The 22,312-nt window shown below is 63.6% G+C and carries 26 protein-coding genes; 6 read left to right on the top strand and 20 right to left on the bottom strand.

Annotated features, from left to right (window positions below; genetic code table 11):
- Positions 1-27: 27 nt before the first annotated feature.
- From J3454_RS00390 to J3454_RS00365, 6 genes are all read left to right on the top strand, one after another.
- Complete coding sequence (locus tag J3454_RS00390) at positions 28-2,823, top strand: 2-oxoglutarate dehydrogenase E1 component (protein WP_349511786.1); 2,796 nt, start codon at positions 28-30, stop codon at positions 2,821-2,823.
- A 52-nt stretch (positions 2,824-2,875) separates the two neighbouring features.
- The gene (gene odhB / locus J3454_RS00385; protein ID WP_349511785.1) at positions 2,876-4,132 is read left to right on the top strand and encodes a 2-oxoglutarate dehydrogenase complex dihydrolipoyllysine-residue succinyltransferase; all 1,257 of its coding nucleotides are present in this window, start codon (positions 2,876-2,878) and stop codon (positions 4,130-4,132) included.
- A gap of 114 nt (positions 4,133-4,246) precedes the next feature.
- Positions 4,247-5,653 carry a dihydrolipoyl dehydrogenase gene (lpdA, locus tag J3454_RS00380; RefSeq protein WP_349511784.1) on the top strand — a complete coding sequence of 469 codons (1,407 nt, stop codon included), beginning with the start codon at positions 4,247-4,249 and terminating at the stop codon, positions 5,651-5,653.
- Positions 5,654-5,828: 175 nt separating this feature from the next.
- The gene (locus tag J3454_RS00375; protein ID WP_349511783.1) at positions 5,829-7,199 is read left to right on the top strand and encodes an amidase family protein; all 1,371 of its coding nucleotides are present in this window, start codon (positions 5,829-5,831) and stop codon (positions 7,197-7,199) included.
- Positions 7,200-7,223: 24 nt separating this feature from the next.
- Complete coding sequence (locus J3454_RS00370) at positions 7,224-7,925, top strand: hypothetical protein (protein ID WP_349511782.1); 702 nt, start codon at positions 7,224-7,226, stop codon at positions 7,923-7,925.
- Entirely contained in the window at positions 7,922-8,563 is a 642-nt protein-coding gene (locus tag J3454_RS00365; protein WP_349511781.1) for a trimeric intracellular cation channel family protein, read from the top strand. The genes J3454_RS00370 and J3454_RS00365 overlap by 4 nt, the downstream gene beginning before the upstream one ends.
- A gap of 18 nt (positions 8,564-8,581) precedes the next feature.
- On the opposite strand, the gene J3454_RS00360 is transcribed toward J3454_RS00365, so the two are convergent.
- The 20 genes from J3454_RS00360 to rplN form a co-directional block, all read right to left on the bottom strand.
- Positions 8,582-9,478, bottom strand: a complete 897-nt coding sequence (locus tag J3454_RS00360; protein WP_349511780.1) for a hypothetical protein — start codon at positions 9,476-9,478, stop codon at positions 8,582-8,584.
- 158 nt (positions 9,479-9,636) lie between these two features.
- Complete coding sequence (locus tag J3454_RS00355; protein ID WP_349511779.1) at positions 9,637-10,179, bottom strand: hypothetical protein; 543 nt, start codon at positions 10,177-10,179, stop codon at positions 9,637-9,639.
- Positions 10,180-10,315: 136 nt separating this feature from the next.
- The gene (locus J3454_RS00350) at positions 10,316-11,704 is read right to left on the bottom strand and encodes a serine hydrolase domain-containing protein (protein ID WP_349511778.1); all 1,389 of its coding nucleotides are present in this window, start codon (positions 11,702-11,704) and stop codon (positions 10,316-10,318) included.
- An 88-nt stretch (positions 11,705-11,792) separates the two neighbouring features.
- Positions 11,793-12,212 (bottom strand): 50S ribosomal protein L17, encoded by a 420-nt coding sequence (rplQ, locus tag J3454_RS00345; RefSeq protein WP_349511777.1) that lies wholly within the window; start codon positions 12,210-12,212, stop codon positions 11,793-11,795.
- A 119-nt stretch (positions 12,213-12,331) separates the two neighbouring features.
- Complete coding sequence (locus J3454_RS00340) at positions 12,332-13,387, bottom strand: DNA-directed RNA polymerase subunit alpha (RefSeq protein WP_296716011.1); 1,056 nt, start codon at positions 13,385-13,387, stop codon at positions 12,332-12,334.
- Positions 13,388-13,511: 124 nt separating this feature from the next.
- Positions 13,512-13,901 (bottom strand): 30S ribosomal protein S11, encoded by a 390-nt coding sequence (rpsK, locus tag J3454_RS00335; protein ID WP_054118179.1) that lies wholly within the window; start codon positions 13,899-13,901, stop codon positions 13,512-13,514.
- A gap of 50 nt (positions 13,902-13,951) precedes the next feature.
- The gene (rpsM, locus tag J3454_RS00330) at positions 13,952-14,320 is read right to left on the bottom strand and encodes a 30S ribosomal protein S13 (protein ID WP_296716008.1); all 369 of its coding nucleotides are present in this window, start codon (positions 14,318-14,320) and stop codon (positions 13,952-13,954) included.
- 289 nt (positions 14,321-14,609) lie between these two features.
- On the bottom strand, positions 14,610-15,338 hold the full coding sequence (locus J3454_RS00325; protein ID WP_349511776.1) for an SRPBCC family protein: 729 nt from the start codon (positions 15,336-15,338) through the stop codon (positions 14,610-14,612).
- 70 nt (positions 15,339-15,408) lie between these two features.
- Positions 15,409-16,056 (bottom strand): adenylate kinase, encoded by a 648-nt coding sequence (locus tag J3454_RS00320; RefSeq protein ID WP_349511775.1) that lies wholly within the window; start codon positions 16,054-16,056, stop codon positions 15,409-15,411.
- A 103-nt stretch (positions 16,057-16,159) separates the two neighbouring features.
- On the bottom strand, positions 16,160-17,524 hold the full coding sequence (gene secY, locus J3454_RS00315; protein WP_349511774.1) for a preprotein translocase subunit SecY: 1,365 nt from the start codon (positions 17,522-17,524) through the stop codon (positions 16,160-16,162).
- Positions 17,525-17,710: 186 nt separating this feature from the next.
- Entirely contained in the window at positions 17,711-18,244 is a 534-nt protein-coding gene (gene rplO / locus J3454_RS00310) for a 50S ribosomal protein L15 (RefSeq protein WP_349511773.1), read from the bottom strand.
- A gap of 142 nt (positions 18,245-18,386) precedes the next feature.
- The gene (gene rpmD / locus J3454_RS00305; protein ID WP_296715998.1) at positions 18,387-18,563 is read right to left on the bottom strand and encodes a 50S ribosomal protein L30; all 177 of its coding nucleotides are present in this window, start codon (positions 18,561-18,563) and stop codon (positions 18,387-18,389) included.
- A gap of 22 nt (positions 18,564-18,585) precedes the next feature.
- Positions 18,586-19,374 carry a 30S ribosomal protein S5 gene (gene rpsE, locus J3454_RS00300; protein ID WP_349511772.1) on the bottom strand — a complete coding sequence of 263 codons (789 nt, stop codon included), beginning with the start codon at positions 19,372-19,374 and terminating at the stop codon, positions 18,586-18,588.
- Positions 19,374-19,718, bottom strand: coding sequence for a 50S ribosomal protein L18 (gene rplR / locus J3454_RS00295; protein ID WP_349511771.1), 345 nt, complete (start codon positions 19,716-19,718; stop codon positions 19,374-19,376). Before rplR ends, rpsE begins: the two co-directional genes overlap by 1 nt.
- A 1-nt stretch (position 19,719) precedes the next feature.
- Positions 19,720-20,253 (bottom strand): 50S ribosomal protein L6, encoded by a 534-nt coding sequence (gene rplF / locus J3454_RS00290; RefSeq protein WP_349511770.1) that lies wholly within the window; start codon positions 20,251-20,253, stop codon positions 19,720-19,722.
- Positions 20,253-20,648 (bottom strand): 30S ribosomal protein S8, encoded by a 396-nt coding sequence (gene rpsH / locus J3454_RS00285; RefSeq protein ID WP_349511769.1) that lies wholly within the window; start codon positions 20,646-20,648, stop codon positions 20,253-20,255. The genes rplF and rpsH overlap by 1 nt, the downstream gene beginning before the upstream one ends.
- An 11-nt stretch (positions 20,649-20,659) precedes the next feature.
- Positions 20,660-20,965, bottom strand: coding sequence for a 30S ribosomal protein S14 (rpsN, locus tag J3454_RS00280; protein WP_349511768.1), 306 nt, complete (start codon positions 20,963-20,965; stop codon positions 20,660-20,662).
- 42 nt (positions 20,966-21,007) lie between these two features.
- Complete coding sequence (gene rplE, locus J3454_RS00275; protein ID WP_349511767.1) at positions 21,008-21,595, bottom strand: 50S ribosomal protein L5; 588 nt, start codon at positions 21,593-21,595, stop codon at positions 21,008-21,010.
- Positions 21,588-21,908, bottom strand: coding sequence for a 50S ribosomal protein L24 (gene rplX, locus J3454_RS00270; RefSeq protein ID WP_349511766.1), 321 nt, complete (start codon positions 21,906-21,908; stop codon positions 21,588-21,590). The genes rplE and rplX overlap by 8 nt, the downstream gene beginning before the upstream one ends.
- Positions 21,908-22,276 (bottom strand): 50S ribosomal protein L14, encoded by a 369-nt coding sequence (rplN, locus tag J3454_RS00265; protein ID WP_067405079.1) that lies wholly within the window; start codon positions 22,274-22,276, stop codon positions 21,908-21,910. The genes rplX and rplN overlap by 1 nt, the downstream gene beginning before the upstream one ends.
- Positions 22,277-22,312: the final 36 nt, after the last annotated feature.

Here is a 22,312-nt window from a genome sequence, read left to right as displayed (position 1 = left end):
CCGCCTGCGCGGGGACTCGCAATCAATATGAACAAGCAGACCGATAGCCTCATCCCGCAACTGTCCGATCAGGAAGGCCCGCAGCCCGGCCCTTCGTGGGAGCGGCGCGGCTGGCTCGATACGCTGAGCGATAGCGCCTCCGATCTGGTCGCGGCGATGGACCCGACCGAGATGAAGCTGGCGGTCAAGGCGGCGGCGAAAGATGCGGGCAAGGCGCTCGATCCCAAGGCGATAGAGAAGGCCGCCGCCCTTTCGATTTCGGCGATGACGCTGGTGCGGCTGTATCGTGTGCGCGGGCACATGGCGGCGCAGCTCGATCCGCTCGGCCTCAGCAACCGCGAAGGGCCGGAAGATCTGACGCTGGCGTGGCACGGGCTGGCGGGCAAGGAGAACGAGGACGTCTATGTCGGCGGCGTGCTCGGCATGGAGTGGACCACCGTGGGCAAGCTCCACGACCGGCTTTGCGAGGTCTATTGCGGCAAGGTAGGCCTCGAATACATGCACATCGCGGATACCGAGGAACGCCGCTTCCTGCAGGACAAGTTCGAAAGCCCGGGCGAGACGATCCAGTTCACCCCCGAAGGCAAGAAGGCGATCCTCGCCGCCGTGCTGCGCGGCGAGCAATACGAGGAATTCCTCGGCAAGAAGTACGTCGGCACCAAGCGGTTCGGCCTCGATGGCGGGGAATCAATGATCCCGGCGCTGGAAGCGGTGATCAAGCATGGTGGTTCTTCGGGCGTGCGCGAGATCATTTACGGCATGGCTCACCGCGGGCGGTTGAACGTGCTCGCCAACGTGATGGCGAAGCCTTATCGCGTTATCTTCCACGAATTTTCCGGCGGCTCGGCCAACCCCGATGATGTCGGCGGATCGGGCGATGTGAAATATCACCTCGGCACCAGTACCGACCGCGAGTTCGACGGCATTTCGGTGCACATGAGCCTTGTGCCCAACCCCAGCCACCTCGAAGCGGTGAACCCCGTGGTGCTCGGCAAGAGCCGCGCGCAGCAGGCGATCCGCGATGACCTGGCGAAGAAGGACCAGGTGCTGCCGGTGCTGATCCACGGCGATGCCGCCTTCGCAGGGCAAGGCGTGGTGTGGGAAAGCCTGTCGCTCTCCGGCGTCCCCGGTTACGACACCGGCGGCTGTATCCACTTCATCATCAACAACCAGATCGGCTTCACCACCAGCCCCAAATTCGCGCGGTCCTCGCCCTATCCCAGCGATGTCGCCAAGGGCGTGATGGCGCCGATCCTGCACGTGAACGGCGACGATCCCGAAGCGGTGACCTTCGCTTGCAAGCTCGCGGTCGAATATCGCCAGACCTTCCACCGCGATGTGGTGATCGACATGTGGTGCTATCGCCGCTTCGGCCACAACGAGGGCGACGAGCCCAAGTTCACCCAGCCGCTGATGTACGACAAGATCCGCGCTCACCCCAAGGTCTCCAAGATCTACGAAGGCCGTCTGGTCAATGAAGGCGTGGTCCAGCCCGGCACCCGCGAGACGATGGCCGAGGATTTCGTGCGCCTGCTGGAAGACGAGTTCGAGGCGGGCAAAAGCTACAAGCCCAACGAGGCCGACTGGTTCGGCGGGCGCTGGGCGGGGCTGAACAAGCCCGCCGACCCGGAAACATCGCGCCGCAACGTCGCCACCGCGATCGAACCCAAGGCGTTCGATTCGCTCGGCCGCGTGCTGACCGAGGTGCCGGGCGATCTCGATGTTCACAAGACACTCGACCGCGTGCTCGCCGCCAAGCGCGAAATGTTCGGCGCCGGTGAAGGCTTCGACTGGGCGACGGCCGAAGCGCTCGCCTTCGGCAGCCTCGTGATGGAAGGCTACGGCGTGCGCCTGTCGGGACAGGACAGCGGCCGCGGCACCTTCAGCCAGCGCCATGCGGTGTGGGTCGACCAGAAGACCGAGCGCAAATACGTGCCCTTGAACACCCTGCCCCACGGCAAGTTCGAAGTGCATGACAGCACCCTGTCCGAATATGCGCTGCTCGGCTTCGAATACGGGTTCGCCATGGCCGATCCCAAGACTCTGGTGCTGTGGGAAGCGCAGTTCGGGGATTTCGCCAACGGCGCGCAGATCATGATCGACCAGTTCATCGCTTCGGGCGAGGCCAAGTGGCTGCGCGCCAACGGGCTCGTGATGCTGCTACCGCACGGATATGAAGGTCAGGGGCCGGAACACTCCTCGGCGCGGCTCGAACGCTTCCTGCAATTGTGCGCGAACGACAATATTCAGGTCTGCAACATCACCACGCCGGCCAATTACTTCCATGTGCTACGCCGTCAGATGCTGCGCCCGTTCCGCAAGCCGCTCGTCATCATGAGCCCCAAGTCGCTGCTGCGCCACCCGTTGGCCAAGAGCGACCGGGCCGCTTTCCTCGGCGAATCGCAGTTCAAGCGCATCCTGTCCGACACCACGGCAATTCCCGACGAGAAGGTGCGGCGCGTGGTGCTGTGTTCGGGCAAGGTTGCCTATGATCTGATGGAAGCGCGCGATGCCGCCGGGATCGACGACGTGTCGATCGTCCGCGTTGAACAGCTTTATCCGTTCCCCGGCGATCCGCTGGCGCTGCGGCTGGGCCGCATGACCAACCTCGAAGACGTGGTCTGGTGTCAGGAAGAACCGAAGAACAATGGTTCGTGGTTCTTCGTCCAGAACCAGATCGAGGATTCGCTGACCGCCGCCGGGCATCAGGGCAAGCGCCCGCGTTATGCCGGACGCGATGCCGCCGCTTCGCCTGCGACCGGGCTCGCCAGCCGCCACAAGGCGCAGCAGGAAGCCCTGATCGCCGACGCGCTGGGGCTGTAACGGCCCTCCTTCATTCACACGAGCATAAGCCAAGTTTCAGGAACCCGCAAAAATGGCCACCGAAATCACCGTCCCCGCGCTCGGCGAATCCGTTACCGAAGGCACCATCGCCGAATGGCTCAAGCAGCCCGGCGAAGCGGTCGCCGCGGACGAGCCGATCTGCAGCCTCGAAACCGACAAGGTCGCGGTCGACGTGCCCTCGCCGGTTGCGGGCGTAATGTCCGAACACCGCGTGGCGGTGGGCGATAATGTCGAAGTCGGCGCAGTGATCGCGGTGATCGAAGAAGGCGCGAGCGCGTCCGCTACGCCCGCTCCCGCCGCTGCCAAGGCCGATACGCCCGCACCTGCGGCCAGCGCGCCCGCCCCTACCCCCACTTCGGGTCCGTCCGAGGAACTGCTCGCCGCCGCGCAGACGCTGTCGCCCGCGGTGCGCCGCGCGGTTCTCGAACACGGGGTCGATCCTTCGACCATCAAGGGCACCGGCAAGGATGGCCGCCTGACCAAGGAAGACGTGCTGGCCGCGGCCGAAGCCAAGAAGTCCGGCGGCGCGGCGCCAGCGCCCTCCCCTGCACCGACCCCGAGCGCTGCTCCGGCAGCAACCGGCGGCGCGCGCGGTGAAGAGCGCGTCAAGATGACCCGGATGCGCCAGACCATCGCCAAGCGGCTGAAGGGCGCGCAGGATCAGGCCGCGCTGCTCACCACCTTCAACGATTGCGACATGAGCGCGGTCATGGAAGCACGCGACAAGTACAAGGACCTGTTTGCCAAGAAGCACGACATTCGCCTTGGCTTCATGGGCTTCTTCGCCAAGGCCGCCTGCCTCGCGCTGAAGGACGTGCCGAGCGTCAACGCCTATATCGAGGGCGATGAAATCGTCTATCACGACTATGTCGATATTTCGGTCGCAGTGTCTGCACCCAACGGCCTCGTCGTCCCCGTGATCCGCGATGCCGACAAGAAGGGCTTTGCCCGCATCGAACAGGACATCGCCGACTTCGGCAAGCGCGCCAAGGAAGGCACGCTCAAGATGGAAGACATGACCGGCGGCACCTTCACCATCTCCAATGGCGGGGTGTTCGGGTCGCTGATGTCGACCCCGATCATCAACCCGCCGCAGAGCGCGGTGCTGGGCCTCCACCGCATCGAGGATCGCGCGGTCGTGCGCAATGGTCAGATCGTCATCCGCCCGATGATGTATCTCGCTCTGTCCTACGACCACCGTCTGATCGACGGGCGCGAGGCGGTGACCGCGCTCAAGATCATCAAGGAAGCGATCGAGGATCCGACGCGGATGCTGATTGATTTGTAACCATTTCTCCGTTCGGGCTGAGCTTGTCGAAGCCCTGCTCTTACTTTTGGAGCGACGGACCCCAAGTAAAGTACAGCCCTTCGACAAGCTCAGGGCGAACGGAGTTTTTTGGAAATGGCTGACCATTCCTACGATTACGACGTCCTCATCATCGGTGCCGGCCCCGGCGGCTATGTCGCGGCGATCCGCGCGGCGCAGCTGGGGTTGAAGACAGCTTGCGTCGAAAGCCGCGAGACGCTCGGCGGTACCTGCCTCAATGTCGGATGCATTCCGTCGAAGGCGCTGCTGCACGGTTCGGAGCTGTTCGACGAAGCGCGCAACGGCCATTTCGCGACCTGGGGCATCACTGCCACCCCGACGCTCGATCTCGGGCGGATGATGCAGGAAAAGACCAAGGCGGTCGGCGAACTGACCGGCGGGATCGAATTCCTGTTCAAGAAGAACAAGGTGACCTGGCTCAAGGGCCATGCCGCGTTCGAAGACGCGCACACCGTCACCGTCGGCGGCGACAAGGTCACCGCCAAGGACATCGTGATCGCCACCGGGTCAAGCGTCACCCCGCTCCCCGGCGTTGACGTCGACAACGCGGGCAAGCGGATCGTCGACAGCACCGGCGCGCTCGATCTCGACGAAGTTCCCGAACACCTAGTGGTGATCGGCGGCGGCGTGATCGGGCTTGAACTCGGCTCGGTATGGCGGCGTCTCGGCGCGAAGGTCACGGTGGTCGAATTCCTTGACCAGCTGCTCCTCGGCATGGACGGCGAAGTGCGCAAGGAAGCGCAGAAGATCTTCAAGAAGCAGGGCATGGAAATGATGCTCGGCCACAAGGTCACCGGTGCGAAGGTGGACGGAAAGAAGGTCACGCTCACCATCGAGAAAGCCGCAGGCGGCGATGAGCAGACGCTGGAAGCCAGCCACGTGCTCGTTTCCATCGGCCGCCGTCCCAACACCGAAGGTCTGGCGCTCGACAAGGCGGGCCTCAGCGTCAACAATCGCGGGCAGATCGAGATCGGCCATGATTTCCGGACTGAAGTCCCGAACATCTGGGGCATCGGTGATGTCGTCCCCGGCCCTATGCTTGCGCACAAGGCAGAGGATGAAGGTATCGCCGTGGCCGAGAACATCGCAGGCCAGACCGGCATCGTGAACCATGATGTGATCCCCAACGTGGTCTACACCGCGCCGGAAATCGCAGGCGTGGGCCTGACCGAGGAACAGGCCAAGGAACGCGGGCTCGCGGTCAAGGTCGGCAAGTTCCCGATGATGGCCAACAGCCGCGCCAAGGCGAACCGCGACACCGAAGGCTTCGTCAAGGTCATCGCCGACGCTGAAACCGACCGCGTCGTCGGGGTGTGGATGATCAACAGCCTCGCCGGAACGATGATCGCACAGGCCGCGCAGGCGATGGAATTCGGCGCCACCAGCGAAGACATCGCCTACACCTGCCACGCCCACCCCACGCACGCCGAAGCCTTCAAGGAAGCGGCGATGGCGGTGACGGGCAAGCCGATCCATATGTGAGGCCGTGGTTAATCTCTGGCGCGTTTCCGATCCCGCGGATGCGGGTCGGCAAATGGCGCAGCGAGCTGCAGGCTGAAGGACAAGACCGTGGAATTCTCCGCAAAAGACAGCGGAGGACCGCTTTCTTGCCGCGCCCTGACCGGCTAGACCCTCGCGGCCGAGGGGGAACTAACGCATGACTTACCCGCAACTGACCGACAAGCCCGGCGTGCTCGCCACAGCCGCAGCCATCCGCGAAGGGCGGCGCAGTGTTGCCGAAACGGTCGATGCGGCAATCGTCCGAATCGAGAAGCTGGATTCCAGCATCGATGCGCTCGCCGTTCCTGATTTCGAACGCGCCTTTGGCACGGCCAAGGCAATGGACGCTGCAGGGCCGCCGAAGGACGGAGGGGCCGGCCAGCCATTGTTCGGCGTGCCGATGACGATCAAGGAAAGCTTCGACGTCGCAGGCCTGCCCACCACCTTCGGCCACGCCGCCTATCGCGGGAAGATCGCGCCGCATGATGCAGCGCTGGTGCGGCGACTGAAGGCGGCAGGCGCGGTGATCATCGGCAAGACCAATGTGCCGGTCGACCTCACCGACTGGCAAAGCTTCAACCCGGTCTATGGCCGTACCTCTAACCCGCACAACCTTGACCGCTCACCCGGGGGATCGTCCGGCGGCAGCGCGGCAGCGGTGGCAAGCGGGATGGTGCCGTGCGACTTCGGCACGGACATCGGCGGATCGGTGCGCGTGCCGGCACATTTCTGCGGGGTTTGGGGGCACAAGACCACCTGGGGGCTGATTTCCAAGCAGGGCCACGATTTCCCCGCCATGTCGCGCGCCAAGGGGTTCATCGCCGCGCATGATAGCCCGCTTAACATTGCCGGACCGCTGGCGCGGAACGCCGCCGATCTGGCGGTACTGACTGAAGTGGGCGCGGACCTGCCGCTGCGCCGCCGCGCCAGACCGCTGAAGGATTGCCGCCTGCTGGCGATCACGCAATTGCCCAAAGCGCCGGTCGACGCCAGCGTCTTGGAGCCGACCGAGGCGGCAATCGCAACGCTCGCGCGTGCCGGGGTGCGGATCGACCGGACAAGCGATCTGATCCCCGATCAAACGCGGCAATATCGCCACTATCTCAAGATGATGAATGTGGTGATGGCGCGCGGTGCCCCGGCGCCGGACGGCACGCATGCAAGTGCGACCGACTGGTTCGACCTGCTCGATGCGCAGGCCGCGTGCATGGCGCAGTGGGCAGCCTTGTTCGAAACCTACGACTTCGTCCTCGCCCCGCCCGCTCCGGTGCTGGCGGTACCACATAGCGACATGGCGGTATTTCGCGGCACGATCACCATCAACGGCGCAGAGGAACCCGGCGGCAATGCGCTCGCCTGGGCCGGGTTGGCGACCTTCCCGAACCTGCCTGCCACTGTCCTGCCGATTGGCAGCGGCACCTATCTGGGCGCAGACCTGCCCTGCGGCATGCAGGTGATCGGTCCGCGTTGGAGCGATCTGGATTGCATCGCCGCGGCCGAGGCCATCGGCAATATCTTGCACGGCTGACGCGGCTTCGCCATGGCGCGGAATATGGCCCGAAACCTCACCATGCGCGCACTTGCCAAATGGCACATCTGGCTCGGCTGGCTGGTCGGCGTGCCGATTGTTATCTGGGTCGCATCGGGCCTGTTCATGACCCTGCGCCCGATCGAGGAGGTGCGCGGCGACCACCTTCGCCGCGAAATGCCAGCCGAGGCGCTGGTGCTCGAAGGTAGCACGATTGCCGCAGCAGAGGCGAACCTGAAGGAAATGCGCGTTGTCATGCAGCAAGGCCGCGCGGTGGCGATCCTCACCGCGCTCGGTGGTGAGGTACGCCGCGTCGATTTCGCCACCGGAGCGTCGCTACCGGCGCTCGATGCCGCCGCCGCGCGGACGCTGGTGGCCGAGACTATCGTGGGCGGCGATAATGTCACCGCCGTCACCTTGTTCGAAGCGGATCGGACGCCTTTCGATTTCCGCCGTCCACTGGCCGTGTGGCAGGTTACGCTGGCGGACGGCACCTGTGTCTATGTCGGGCGCGATACTGGCACGATTGAGGCAGTGCGCACCCGATGGTGGCGCGCATTCGACATTGCCTGGGGGCTGCACATCATGGATCTTTCTGAACGCGAGGATACTAGCCACCCGCTGCTGATCCTGTTTGCCGCATTGTCGCTGACAGGCGCGCTGATCGGCTGCGTCCTGATGTTCCGCCGTCGCCGTGCGCGGCCTGCGATGCCGCCCGCAGCATGACCCCCACCGTTCTCACCCCGATCCTCGACTGGCTCGATCTCGCCGGCATCGCGGTGTTCGCGTTGTCAGGCGCGGTGCTGGCGGCGCGGTTGCACCAGACATTCGTCACCATGGCGTTCTTCGCGCTGGTGACGGGTGTGGGCGGCGGCACGGTGCGCGATCTGCTGATCGGAGCGCCGGTCTTCTGGATTGGCGATCGCTGGGTGGCGGCGGTGTGCCTCGCCACGGCGCTGATCGCGTGGTTCACCCCGGTCAGGCTGTGGGAGGGCAAGGGGATCGCCTATGCCGATGGCGCGGGCCTTGCCGCTTATGCCGTGCTGGGCAGCGCCAAAGCGCTGGCCTACGGCGTCCCGCCGGTGCCTGCCGCGCTGATGGGCGTCATCACCGGCACTGTCGGCGGGATTATCCGCGACGTGGTGGCGGGCCGCCCTTCGATCATCATGAGCCCCGAACTTTACGTTACGCCTGCGGCGCTCACCGCCGTGCTGACAGTTGCGGGAATGCTCGCCGCGCCGCTGCTGGGCATCGACAAGGAATGGGCATGGGGCGCCGGGTTCGCCTGCGGCTTCGCGCTGCGCTCCGCTGCAATCCGGTGGGAATTGGGCCTGCCGAGTTATGGAGGCAGGGTTGAGAGGTAAGCCCCTCACCCTACCGCATTACAGATCGCCGTCGATGGTTTCGGGGATTACCTCGCCGGGAATCGGCCCACCGGGATAGGCCGGCATCCGATCCGTCACGGGTGACTGGGTCGGAGCAGCCGCAAAGCTCTGCGGAGCGGTCGCCTGGGGTTGAGCCATGCCGCCCATCGCCAGCCGCGCATCGGCATAGCGCGTATCGTTCCACTGCCCTTCGGCGCGGTTGTCATAGGAATTAGCCGGAGCCGCGCCCCAATCGCCTTCAACTGCCCCGTTTCCGGAAACGCCGGAGAAGCCACCGCCGAAATCGACGCCATCGATGCGCCCGTCATTGCCGATCCGGCACAGGAACGGCGACCCATTGAACAGCGAGCCACTGACCAACCAACCGCGACCCGTGCGCTGGACATTGTCGACACCTTCGACGCGAACATCGCGCTCGATCCGGGCAAGGCACTGATCGACCGCATTGTCGAGACCCGAAGACCCTGTGCTGCGCCGCTCGACCCGGCGGTCGTCATACCGGCGATCGGGGTCGCGGAAATCACGGTCGCGCTCTATCACCACGACATCGCGATCGCGATCGCGTTCGCGGCGGTTGTTGGAATTCGCGATGGCGATAACCCCGCCAAGGATTGCCGCACCGATCAGCACGTCCCCGGCATCGACCCGGTTACGGCGCCAACCGCCACCCCATCCGCGGCGACCCCAGCCCCTGCGGCCGCAACGCCAGCCACGGCAGCGCCAATCGGCGGTGGCGGCGGAAGGATCGAACCGGCTGTGATCGAACGCCCCCGCAAAGCTGCTGGCAGACGCAGGCGCGGCGGGCAGATCCGCCGCGTGCGCAGGGGCAGACGAAAGGGCGGTGGTTACAGCGAATGCGCCAGCCAATGCGAGCGCGGGGATACGCAGAGCCATTGATGCTCCCTCCTCAAATTGTCGAGCGCCCACCAAACGCCCTGATGGTTTCAGCCTAGCCGTGCAAGGCTTGCGCTGCAATGAACCGCGTTGCCGGACATGGATCGCCCCGCCGCTTCTTGCGAAGCAACGGGGCGACCGGGTGCGGCGCCGGGCAATCAGCGCAGGCCGCGAATCCCGTCGAAATCGATCAGCGGCGCGCCGCGTCCGTCCAGGCGGCAGGTGAACCGCCCGCGGTCGAAATCGCGGCCACGTCCGCGCCATCCACGCTGGCCTTCGACCTGAATACGGCCTTCAACGCGGAAGCCGAAGCGTTTGCGATCGACATCGCGGACGTCGGTGACATCGGCAAAGCGGTAGCCGCCATAACGTCGCGCCTGATTTTCAGCGGCCCGCACACACCGCTCAACCGCGCCGCGCGCACCGCCGCGAAAGCCGCGGTCATAGCCGCGCCGGTCGCCGCGCCGGTCGCCGCGCCGGTCCCAGCGGTCGCCGCGATCCCAGCGGTCGCGGTCGCCATCAAAGGCTCCGGCGAGCGCCGCGATGCCACCGATCACGACCGCGCCGGCGATAATCTCGCCCGCGCCGATACCGCGGTCGCGGTGGTCGTCAGCCATGGCAGGGGTTGCAGCGACGGCCAGTGCACCGGCCGCAAGCGTGCCGAGCGTGGTCCGCCCGAATTTGGTGGTGAAGGTCGTCATGGGTCTCATCCTCGCTTCGCACCGATGCGGGATAGCGCCGGTGTTGAAGCCAAGGTGGACGATTTACGCTGAGACGAAGCTGAATTGTGCTGACAGGAATTGTTAATCCAAATTGCCTCTGGGATGAACGGAACGCTTATGACTCCAATGCCGCCAGCACATCGCGGGTAAAGGCAGCGATGTCGAACCGCGCCCCCACCGGGTCTTCGCCGCGGCGCACGATCACCACGTTGCGGGACGGCACGATCACGACATATTGCCCGCGATTGCCGAAGGCGGCGAAGGTGTCGGGCGGCACGCCGTCTGATTTGTTCATCAGCCAGAACCCCGCGCCATAGCCGAACGGGCCGTCAGGCTGCGGGCCGCTGGGCTTGGAGACGTATTGCACCCAGCCTTCAGGCAGGATGCGCTCGCCTGAGGGAAGGTTGCCGTCGTTGAGGTAAAGCTGTCCGAACTTCGCGAGGTCATTGGCAGTGGTCCACACCTGCGAAGATAAGATGTAATTATCCTGCCAGTCGGTCTCTGCGACCGTGTCCTCCATGCCCATGGCGAAAATCACATCATTGGGCGCATTGGCTGCAAAAGTGCCCTCGATTGCTTTCACCGCAGCGAGCGTGTCATTGTTGGCGTAGCGATAGACACTGCCCGGCCGGGCGATCAGCGGCCAGTTCTGCGCCCGCTCATCCACAGTGGTTCCGCCCCAATAGAGGGGATCGGTGCGGTTGCCCGGCGTGTCCGAGTAGCGTCCAGAGGCCATCCGCAATGCTTGATCTATCGTGATCGCATGGCGCGGATCTGCCAGGTTGCCTCCGCCAAGCCCCAAGCTGCCCTGCACATCGGCGTCGCCCCTATGTACCGCGGCCCCGACCAATGTAGCAGCGATGCTTTTGGCCACCGACCATGTGCGCTGCGGGGTGAATGGGCCGAAGCCCGGTGCGCCCCCCCAATCGACGAACTTCGCATCTTTGCTAATCAGGACAACAGTGGTGCGGGAGCCCTGACCATAGGTACCATCGAACGCCGCTTCCCGGATCGGTCGCACGGTGGACACGCGCGGTTCTGGCGGAGCAAATGCGAGGGCAGGAGAGCGGTAATCCTGGAGGTTCGGCGAAGCCCACTCCAGCGGCTTCATGCCAATGGGCCAAACCGCGCAGCCAGAGCCGGGATTATGCCTGGCAACGCGTGGCGGCATATCATCAGCCCAGGTCACCTCGACCCGGTTGATCCGTGCACCAACTTCCTCCGCCTCCCGTACAATCTCATAGGGCAGCTCTCGTACGATGGCATTAAGCGGCTGCTGGATCCCGGCGAGCTCCCACTCATGAACGCTCTCGGGCGTTCGCGCACCCATGCCAGTCGCCTCCGAACTGACAATCGCGCTGCACAGCATCAGCGCCTTGTAACCTGCCGCGAGCGCGCGGTCGTAGCGGGCATCGAGCGCCTCCTGCTGGCTCTGGCCCAAGGCGGGCGATGCGGCGGGAGCGGCGAGAAGCAGCGCGGTCGCTGCAATGGCGGTGCGGATCATGCGAGCGACACTACCCCGCGGCGCGCAAAAGGAAAGGGCCGGCAAGCGTTTCCGCCCCGGCCCTTTTTGATCCTGTGAGAAGCGCGGCTTACGCGTCTTCGTATTCGTCTTCCGACTGCACCGGGCCGCTGTCCTGACCGCGGGCGCTTTCGTCACGGTCGACCAGTTCGATGATCGCCATCTGCACGGCATCGCCAGCACGCACGCCGGCGCGCAGCACGCGGGTGTAGCCACCTTCGCGGTCCGAATAACGCTCGGCCAGAACTTCGAACAGCTTCTTCAGCTGCGCTTCGTCACCCAAGCGGCTCATGGCGAGACGACGGTTCGACAACCCGCCGCGCTTCGCCAGCGTGATCAGCTTTTCGATGTAGGGGCGCAGTTCCTTTGCCTTGGGCAGCGTGGTCTTGATCTGCTCGTGCTTGATCAGCGCGGCGGCCATGTTGCGGAACAGGGCGTTGCGGTGACCCGTCTTGCGGCCAAGCTTACGGCCCGAAATACCATGACGCATTGTATACTTCCTTCGTTCGTAAGGAGCCCGTGCGAGGTAGCTCCATCCCGGTGGCCATTGCGGGCCGCCACCTTCGCCCAATGTGTAAGCCCCCGCTTGCGCAGGGGCTCACCAACTCATCAGCCCAAAAGCTCTTGTTCGAGCTTCTTGGCCATTTCCTCAATGTTCTCGGGCGGCCAGCCCGGAATGTCCATGCCGAGACGCAGACCCATGCTGGAGAGCACTTCCTTGATCTCATTGAGCGACTTGCGGCCGAAGTTCGGCGTGCGCAGCATCTCGGCTTCGGTCTTCTGAACCAGATCGCCGATATAGATGATGTTGTCGTTCTTGAGGCAGTTGGCCGAACGCACCGACAGTTCCAGCTCGTCCACCTTCTTGAGGAGGTAACGGTTGAGCTGGTTGGCGTCGCTTTCTTCCGGCTGCACGGCATGACCGATCATCGCGCTTTGCGGCTGCGGGATGCCGTCCTCGAAGTGGACGAACAACGTCAGCTGATCCTGCAGGATGCGCGCGGCATAGGCCACGGCATCTTCCGGGGTTACAGTGCCATCGGTTTCGACGGTCAGCGAGAGCTTGTCGTAATCGAGTTCCTGCCCGACACGGGCGTTCTCGACCTTGTAGCTCACCTGACGAACAGGCGAATAGAGCGAGTCGACCGGGATCAGGCCAATCGGTGCATCGATCGGACGGTTCTGCACGGCGGGCGAGTAGCCCTTCCCGGTGTCGGCCGTCAGCTCCATGTTGAGCGTCGCGCCTTCATCGAGCTGGCAGATCACCAGATCCTTGTTCATCACCTCGATATCGCCGGAAACAGCAATATCGCCCGCGGTGACAGCACCGGGGCCGGTGGCCGAAAGCTGAAGACGCTTGGGGCCTTCGCCTTCCATGCGCAGCGCGATCTGCTTCACGTTGAGGACGATGTCGGTCACGTCTTCACGCACGCCCGCGAGCGAGGAGAATTCATGCAGCACGTTCTCGATCTTGATCGAGGTGATCGCCGCACCCTGCAGGCTGGACAGCAAAACCCGCCGCAGCGCATTGCCGAGCGTGAGGCCAAAGCCGCGCTCGAGCGGTTCGGCAACGAAGGTCACCTTGCGCTGACGATCGCCGCCATCCTTGATTTCGAGGGTGTTGGGTTTCTTGAGTTCCTGCCAGTTCTTCGTGTTGACGGACATGGATTTCCCCTAATTCGCCCTGGGCGGGCGGTTCAAACTTGGGCGGGCCGGATGCTCTGCGAAGCGGCGCGGCACCTGACCCGTTCGGGTGGCGACGGCAAACTGGCCGCCGCACCCCGGCGGATCAGACGCGGCGACGCTTGGACGGACGGACCCCGTTGTGCGGGATCGGGGTCACATCACGGATCGAAGTGATATTGAAGCCCACTGCGGCAAGACCGCGTAGCGCACTTTCACGACCCGAACCCGGGCCCTTCACTTCGACTTCGAGCGTGCGCACACCGTGCTCGGCTGCCTTCTTGCCGGCATCGTCGGCGGCAACCTGCGCGGCATAGGGAGTCGATTTACGGCTGCCCTTGAATCCCATCGCCCCGGCGCTGGACCAGCTGATCGCATTGCCCTGTGCGTCGGTGATGGTGATCATGGTGTTGTTGAAGCTGGCGTTGATATGCGCAACGCCGCTCGAGATATTTTTCTTGTCACGGCGCCGGATACGGCCTGGTTCGCGTGCCATCGTTATATGTCCTTTAGCTCGTCAGAAGGAAAAAGCAGGCAGATGCCGACTTACTTCTTCTTGCCCGCGATGGGCTTGGCCTTGCCCTTGCGGGTACGGGCATTGGTGTGGGTGCGCTGGCCGCGGACGGGCAGACCGTTACGGTGACGCAGGCCGCGATAGGCGCGCAGGTCCATCAGACGCTTGATGTTCATCGCGGTCTGACGACGCAGGTCGCCTTCCACGGTGAAATCGGCATCGATTGTCTCACGGATCCGCAGCACTTCCTCATCGGTGAGGTCCTGCACGCGCGCGGAATGCGCAATGCCGAGCTTGTCAGCAATCTGGACAGCCTTCGAGCGACCGATCCCATGAATATAGGTGAGCGCGATAATCACGCGCTTGTTGGTGGGGATATTTACCCCGGCAATACGAGCCACTTATTTCTCCATGCTCCACAGGGGTTTGACAGCCAAAAGGCCAGCCCCCTATCTCAACGCTCATTCACCGATTTGCCCGCTCACCGCACCGCCCTGCACACAAGCAAGTTAGGAAACGGCAAAAAGTCCGGTCGGCACGCGCGAGGGCTGTGCCTGCCGAACTTGGTTCGAGCATGTCGAATGAGACGCGCGCATAGGATGATTCGGCCGGCGGGTCAACCGCCGTGCCAGCATTATGGCGCTCGTTCCGGAGAATTACCGGGTGGGACAAATGATCGCACGTCCGCCCTTAGTCTTCGTCAGCGAGATCGCTGAACACGTCGCTCACTGACGGAGTTTTCCTTTCGGGCGCGTCCCCCTCGGGCGGCGCTTCACGATCCGTTGGTGGAACCTCGTCCTGATCGGACCCCGCCGTCTCGTCGCTGACGGCGGCAGGCGCGGGTTGCGGCTGCGGCGCGGTCTCGACCGGACCGAGCAAATCAGCGAGCGCAGTCAATTGAATGCCCATGACCCCATCGACCGCCCGCGCGATCACCGGCACCTCATAACGCATCGCTCCGCCGACATTATATTCCCACACGATCCGCGTGCCCCCCTCCACCTTGCTGATGGTGATGGTGAGAATGCCGGTCACCGGCTCACTCTGGAGCGGCCCGAGTGCGCCCTGCATCCTGAGCGCCCGTTCGGGATAGGCGTGAACCACGCGCATGTGTTCTACACTGCCCTCCAGCGTGAACCGGCCGGCATCTTCCATCTCGGGAATTTTTTCGCAGAAGCATCCGCCCGCCTGAGGCGTGAGTGTGAGATTGGCCGCTTCCCCCGACCAGGTATGCTCAGAAGCCCACCACCCAGAGGGGGTGATCAGGGCAAGCCACACGTCCCTCGGGCTGCCTTCCACCACCGCTTCGTGGCGCGAGACGAAACCGTTGGGGCCAGTGCCGCTAATTTCAGCCGCAGCCGGAACCGTAGGCAGCAGCAGGGCCGCGCAAAGCACATTGAATAGGCGGAAATTCGGCATCGCGGAAACCTCCCTCAGGTGAGAGAGGCTCTAGGCCAAACACCGATGCTGTGAAAGCGCCGCGAACAACTCAGCTGCGCAGAATGGCGTCGATCGCGTTCGCCACGGTGTCGATCGCGGCCATACCGTCGATACGGCTGACGATGCCGCGCGCTTCATAGCCGGGCAGGATTGGCGCAGTCTTGGCGCGATATTCCTGCATCCGCATCCGCACGGTTTCCTCGTTGTCGTCCGGACGACGCTTGAATTCGGTGCTGCCACATACATCGCACACGCCCGAAACGCGGGGCGGGTTGGCGGTATCGTGGTAAAGCGCGCCGCATTTGGCGCAGGAAAAACGGCCCGTAATGCGTTCGACCAGCGCGTCTTCGTTCACTTCGAGTTCGATGACATGATCGAGCGAGCGGTCGTTGCGCGCGAGGATCGCGTCGAGCGCGTCCGCCTGGGCTGCGGTGCGCGGATAGCCATCGAAGATCGCCCCGGTTTCCGGCCCCATCGCGGCGAGCTCGGCATCGATCAGGTCGGAGACGATTTCGTCCGAAACCAACTCGCCGCGTTCCATCACTTCCTTGGCCTTGAGCCCGACCGGCGTGCCGGCCTTGACCGCGGCGCGCAGCATGTCGCCGGTCGAAAGCTGGCGCATACCGTGGCGTTCGACCAGTCCGGCGCTTTGCGTGCCCTTGCCGGCTCCGGGAGGACCAAGAAGAATGATGTTCACGAACCGTCCCCCATTATTGCTGCCGGTCTCCGCCGGGAGCTTGCTATCAGAACTGCGGGTTCAACCAAGCGTGGCGACACGTCAAGCAGACTTCCGTCTGATATCAGCGCATCCGACCCTTGAGTTTGGCCTTCTTGATGAGATCGCCATACTGGTGCGCCAGAAGATGCGACTGGACCTGGCTGATCGTGTCGACCGTAACGTTGACGACAATCAAAAGGCTGGTGCCGCCGAGGAACAGCGGAATCCCGGTCTGGGCGATCATGTACTCCGGTATGACGCAGACCAGTGTCAGATAGATTGCGCCGACCACCGTGATGCGGGTGAGGACATATTCGAGGTAATCTGCTGTGCGCTTGCCCGGACGGATGCCGGGAATGAAGCCGCCGTTCTTCTTCAGATTGTCCGCGGTTTCCTCGGGGTTGAACACCACTGCCGTGTAGAAAAAGCAGAAGAAGATGATCCCGATGGCATAGAGCAGCATATAAACCGGCTGCCCATGCGCGAGATACTGGTTGAGCCACAGGATGGCGCCGCCAAAAGTGCTGTCGGAATCGACCGAATTGCCCGCAAAGCTCGAAATCGTCAGCGGCAGCAGCAGCAGCGAACTGGCGAAAATCGGCGGGATCACGCCTGCGGTGTTGATCTTGAGCGGCAGGTGCGAACGGTCCGCCTGCATCATGCCGTTCTGCGTTGCCCGCTTGGGGTACTGGATCAGCAGGCGGCGCTGCGCCCGTTCCATGAACGAGATGCCGAGGATGAGGATCACCACCATGACGATGAAGCCGATAATGATCGCCGGAGCGATGGAGCCGGTGCGCCCGCCTTCGAACAGGTTGGTGGCAAAAGTCGGGAACTGCGAAACGATACCCGCCATGATGATCAGCGAAACGCCGTTGCCGATTCCGCGACTGGTGATCTGTTCACCCAGCCACAGCAGGAACATCGTCCCGCCGACAAGGTTGATCACCGCGCCGATGCGGAACATGTAACCCGGGTTGACCACCGCGGCGAGGCCGCTTTGTGCGGCATAGGTTTCAAGGCCCACGGCCAGAAAGTAGCCCTGAATGGCGCACAGGAACACGGTGCCATAGCGCGTGTACTGGTTCAGCTTCTGCCGCCCGGACGCGCCCTCTTTCTTGAGAGCCGAGAGCGTCGGGTGCAGGGCAGACGCCATCTGCACCACGATCGAGGCGGTGATATAGGGCATCACGCCGAGCGCGATAATGCTCATCTGCGACAACGCGCCGCCAGAAAAGGCGTTGAACATGTCGAGGATGGTGCCGCGGGTCTGATCGTAGAGTTCGCCCAGGATCAGCGGGTTTACGCCGGGGAGCGGCACGAAGCTAAGGAACCGGAACACCACCAGCGCGCCGATGGTGAACCAGATGCGCTGCTTAAGCTCGGTCGCCTTGGCGAAGTTGCCGAGGTTCAGGTTGCTCGCGATATTATCGGCGCGTGATGCCATGTCGTCTCATCGATCCTAGCTCTTGGCTCTGCGGCGGTACCCGTCCGGCACCATCACTGCAGGCCGTCTCTTGTGCGCCGAAGGGTAGGCGAATGCCCTGTTGCCTGAGCAACGCTCCAACGCGCGAGAGCGTAAATAGGGAGCGCAGGGGCTCTTGTCGAACCCCCGCGCTCACCATTTCGTCGATTACTTCGCCTTGGCGGCCTTGGCAGCCGTGTTGGCTTCGCGGCGGGCCTGCTTTTTCTCGTGCTCAGGAGTCGCGGCCGGAGCCACCTCGACGCTGCCACCAGCCTTTTCGACCGCTGCAATCGCGCCCTTGGTAGCGCCGGTCACGGCGAAAGTTGCCTTCGCGGTGATCTCACCCTTGCCCAGAAGCCGCACACCATCCTTGCCACCGCGTACGAGGCCAGCAGCCCGCAGCGCGTCTTCGGTGATGGTCCCCTTGGTGTCGAGCTTGCCCGCGTCGATGAACTTCTGGATCATGCCGGTGTTCACCTCGGCATAATCCTTGCCAAACGGGTTGTTGAAGCCGCGCTTCGGCAGCCGCATGTGCAACGGCATCTGGCCGCCCTCGAAGCCCTTGACGGCAACGCCCGAACGGCTCTTCTGGCCCTTCTGGCCGCGTCCTGAGGTCTTGCCCTTACCCGAGCCGATACCGCGTCCGACGCGGATTCGGCCGTTGCGGGCACCGGGATTGTCGCGGATGTCATTCAGTTTCATAGTGTGCACTCGCTTGAGTTTGCCCCGGCGATTGCGGGAGCCTGATGTTAGCTATGCCTCAGAACGGACGCGCTGACCGCACTGGATCCCAGCCTTCGCCGGGATGACGAGGGAGAGCGTACCCCTCCCCGCCACACGAAATTCAGTCGACCACCTGCACGAGATGCGGGATCTTGGCGATCGCACCGCGAACTTCAGGGGTGTCCTGACGCTCGACGATCTTGTGCATCTTGTTCAGCCCGAGACCGATGAGGATCTTGCGCTGGCTTTCGGGACGACGGATCGGCGAACCGACCTGCTTGATCTTGATGGTTGCCATCTTGTGTTACTCCACGCCCTTCTTATTCGGTCAGCGCGGCAGCATCGGCTTCCGCCTCAGCTGCACTCGACCCGCCGCGACCCAGCAGGTCGGCGACCTTCTTGCCGCGACGCTGGGCGACCGACTTCGGCGAAGTCTGCTCGGACAGCGCGTCGAAGGTAGCGCGGATCATGTTGTAGGGGTTCGACGTGCCGACCGACTTGGTCACCACGTCCGCCACGCCCAGGCTTTCGAACACGGCGCGCATCGGACCGCCGGCGATGATGCCGGTCCCCGGAGGCGCGCTGCGCAGGGTCACCTTGCCCGCACCGAAACGGCCATTGCCATCGTGGTGCAGCGTGCGACCTTCCTTGAGCGAGACGCGAATCATCTTCTTGCGTGCAGCCGCAGTCGCCTTGGTGATGGCTTCCGGCACTTCGCGGGCCTTGCCATGGCCGAAGCCGACGCGCCCCTGCCCGTCGCCAACCACGACCAGCGCAGCAAAGCCGAAGCGCTTGCCGCCCTTCACGGTCTTGGAGACGCGGTTGATGTGCACCAGCTTTTCGATGATGCCGTCATCTTCTTCCTGCCGACCGCCGCGGTTGTTGTCACGACCGCCGCGACCGCGTCCGCGGTCTCCGCCGCCGGGGCCGCCGCCTTCGCGGTTGCCGCCACGACCGCGACCACGGCCTTGGCCCTGGCCCTGGCGCGCATTACCATCACCGGCCTGCGCCGGCGACTGGTTGTCGGCCGCTTCCGAAGGGGTGGTTGCCACTGCGGGCACCTCGGTCTGGGCTTCGGTGTTCTCGGTGTTTGCGTTATCGGCCATCATCAGAACTCCAGCCCGCCTTCGCGGGCGGCATCGGCCAGCGCCTTGACGCGGCCATGGAACAGGAACCCGCCGCGATCAAACACGACAGTGGTCACGCCTGCCTTCTTGGCAGCCTCGGCGATCAGCTTGCCGACTTCGGCAGCAGCCGCGATGTTGGCGCCGCTGTTGTCGACGCCCAGCGTCGAGGCAGCGGCCACGGTGCGGCCGGCAGCATCGTCGATGACCTGAGCGTAAATGTGGCGACCAGTGCGGTGAACGGACAGACGCGGCTTGCCGCCAGCACGCGCACGAAGCGCAGTGCGGACGCGGCGACGACGGCGTTCGAAAAGGGAAAGCTTTGCCATCTTACTTCTTCTTCCCTTCCTTGCGGAAGATGTACTCGCCGCGATAGGCGATACCCTTGCCCTTGTAAGGCTCAGGCTTGCGCCAGCGGCGGATTTCGGCGGCGAATTGGCCCACGGACTGTTTGTCGATACCCGACACTTCGATCGTGGTCTGATCCGGGGTCTTTACCTCGAGACCTTCCGGCACCGGAAGATCGACATCGTGGCTGTAGCCGAGCTGCAGCTTCAGATTGCGACCCTGCGCATTCGCACGATAGCCGACGCCCTTGATGACGAGGGTCTTGGTGAAACCTGCGGTCACACCTTCGACCAGGTTCGAGACCAGCGTGCGCTGCATGCCCCAGAAGGCCCGCGCCTGCTTGCTGTCATTGGCCGGCTTGACCAGGATCTCGCCCTCTTCGACCTTGTAGTCGATGAGATCGGACAGGCCCAGCGTCAAGGTGCCCTTCGGGCCCTTCACGCTCAGCGTGCCATTGTCGATGGTGGCCGAAACCCCTCCCGGGATCGCCACCGGCTTTTTGCCGATGCGGCTCATCAGAACACCTCCGCCAGCACTTCGCCACCGACATTGTGCGTCCGTGCTTCGGCATCCGAAAGCACGCCGCGCGGCGTCGAGACGATGGTAATGCCAAGGCCGTTGCGGATCGTCGGAAGTTCCTTCGAACCCGAATAGACGCGGCGGCCAGGCTTGGAGACGCGCGCCACGTGCTTGATCGCGGGCTCGCCTTCGAAATACTTCAGTTCGATCCGCAGCGCCTTGTGCTTGCCCGAAGTATCTTCGGAGAAGCCACGAATGTAGCCCTCGCGCTGAAGCACTTCGAGCACGTTGGCGCGCAGGTTGCTGGCGGGCGTAAGGACGGAGTCCTTCTTCGCACGCTGGCCGTTGCGGATGCGGGTGAGCATGTCACCCAAGGGATCGGTCATAGCCATCTATGTTGTCCTCACCAGCTCGACTTGGTCAGACCGGGAATCATCCCGCTGTTACCCAGTTCGCGCAGTTCGATACGGTTGATGCCGAACTTGCGGTAATAGCCGCGCGGGCGGCCGGTGGTCGCGCAACGGTTGCGAACCCGGGTCGGGTTCGCATTGCGCGGCAGCTCCGCCATCTTGAGCCGAGCGACAAGGCGCTCGGTCTCGTCAAGGGAGGTGTCATTTGCGATCGCCTTAAGCTTTTCGTACTTCGCAGCGTACTGCTTCACGAGCTTCTTGCGGCGTTCGTTCTTGTTGATCGAACTCAGTTTCGCCATGGACTTAAGCTCTCTTCTTTCGTGTCTCTACGGGGAAACGGCTCACGCCGCCTCCTTCTCTTCAGTCTTGGCTTCGCTCGGGAAAGGGAAGCCGAACAGACGCAGCAATTCCAGCGCCTCCTCGTCGGTCTTGGCGGTGGTGGTGACAATGATGTCCATCCCACGCACCTTCTCGATACGGTCGTAGCTGATTTCCGGGAACACGATCTGTTCCTTCAGCCCCATCGCATAGTTGCCACGACCGTCGAACGAACGCGGGTTGAGCCCACGGAAGTCGCGGATGCGCGGCATGGCGACAGTCACGAGCCGATCGAGAAATTCGTACATGCGGTCACGACGCAAGGTGACCTTGCAACCGATCGGCATGCCTTCGCGCAGCTTGAACTGGGCGATCGACTTCTTGGCGATCGTGATGACCGGCTTCTGGCCGGCGATCAGCGCCATTTCCTCGGCAGCGGTCTGCACCTTCTTCTTGTCCTGGCTCGCTTCGCCCACACCCATGTTGAGCGTGATCTTCAGCAGCTTGGGGACTTCGAGGCGGTTCTTGTAACCGAACTTTTCGGTCATCGCAGCGACGATTTCGGCGTCGTATTTCGCCTTCATCCGCGGCGAATAGGTGGCATCAGCCATTGATGGTCTCCCCACTCTTCACAGCAACGCGCACCTTCTTGCCGTCCTTGGTTTCAAACCGGACGCGGGTGGGCTTGCCATCCTTGGGATCAGCCAGAGCGACCTTGGAGATGTGCATCGGAGCCGGGAACCGGTCGATGCCACCCTGCGGGTTCGCCTGGCTGGGCTTACGGTGACGGGCGACGACATTGACGCCGTCGACGACGACCTTGCCATCCTTGGGCATGACCTGAGCGACCGTACCGGTGCGGCCCTTGTCCTTGCCCGACAGCACGACGACGCTGTCACCCTTCTTGATCTTGGCGGCCGACATTACAGCACCTCCGGCGCAAGGCTGATGATCTTCATGAAGCCGCGGCCACGCAGTTCGCGCACCACCGGGCCAAAGATACGGGTGCCGATCGGCTCCTCGTTCTTGTTCACGAGCACCGCAGCATTGGTGTCGAAGCGGATGACGGTGCCGTCGGGACGGCGCACATCCTTGCGGGTGCGCACGATCACTGCGCGGTGAACATCACCCTTCTTGACCTTCGCGCGCGGCTGCGCCTCCTTGATGGAGACGACGATCACGTCGCCAACGCCCGCGGTACGACGCTTCGACCCGCCCAGCACCTTGATGCACTGGACGCGCTTGGCGCCGCTGTTGTCCGCGACGTCGAGATTGGATTGCATCTGGATCATCGATCCGGTTCCTTCTCACTGGCTTTCCGGGACGCC

Origin of the sequence: Erythrobacter sp. NFXS35, from assembly GCF_040148725.1 — a bacterium.
Classification (GTDB): Bacteria; Pseudomonadota; Alphaproteobacteria; order Sphingomonadales; family Sphingomonadaceae; genus Erythrobacter.
Note: the sequence above shows the minus strand (reverse complement) of the source record. Positions and strands in the feature narration are given on the sequence as shown.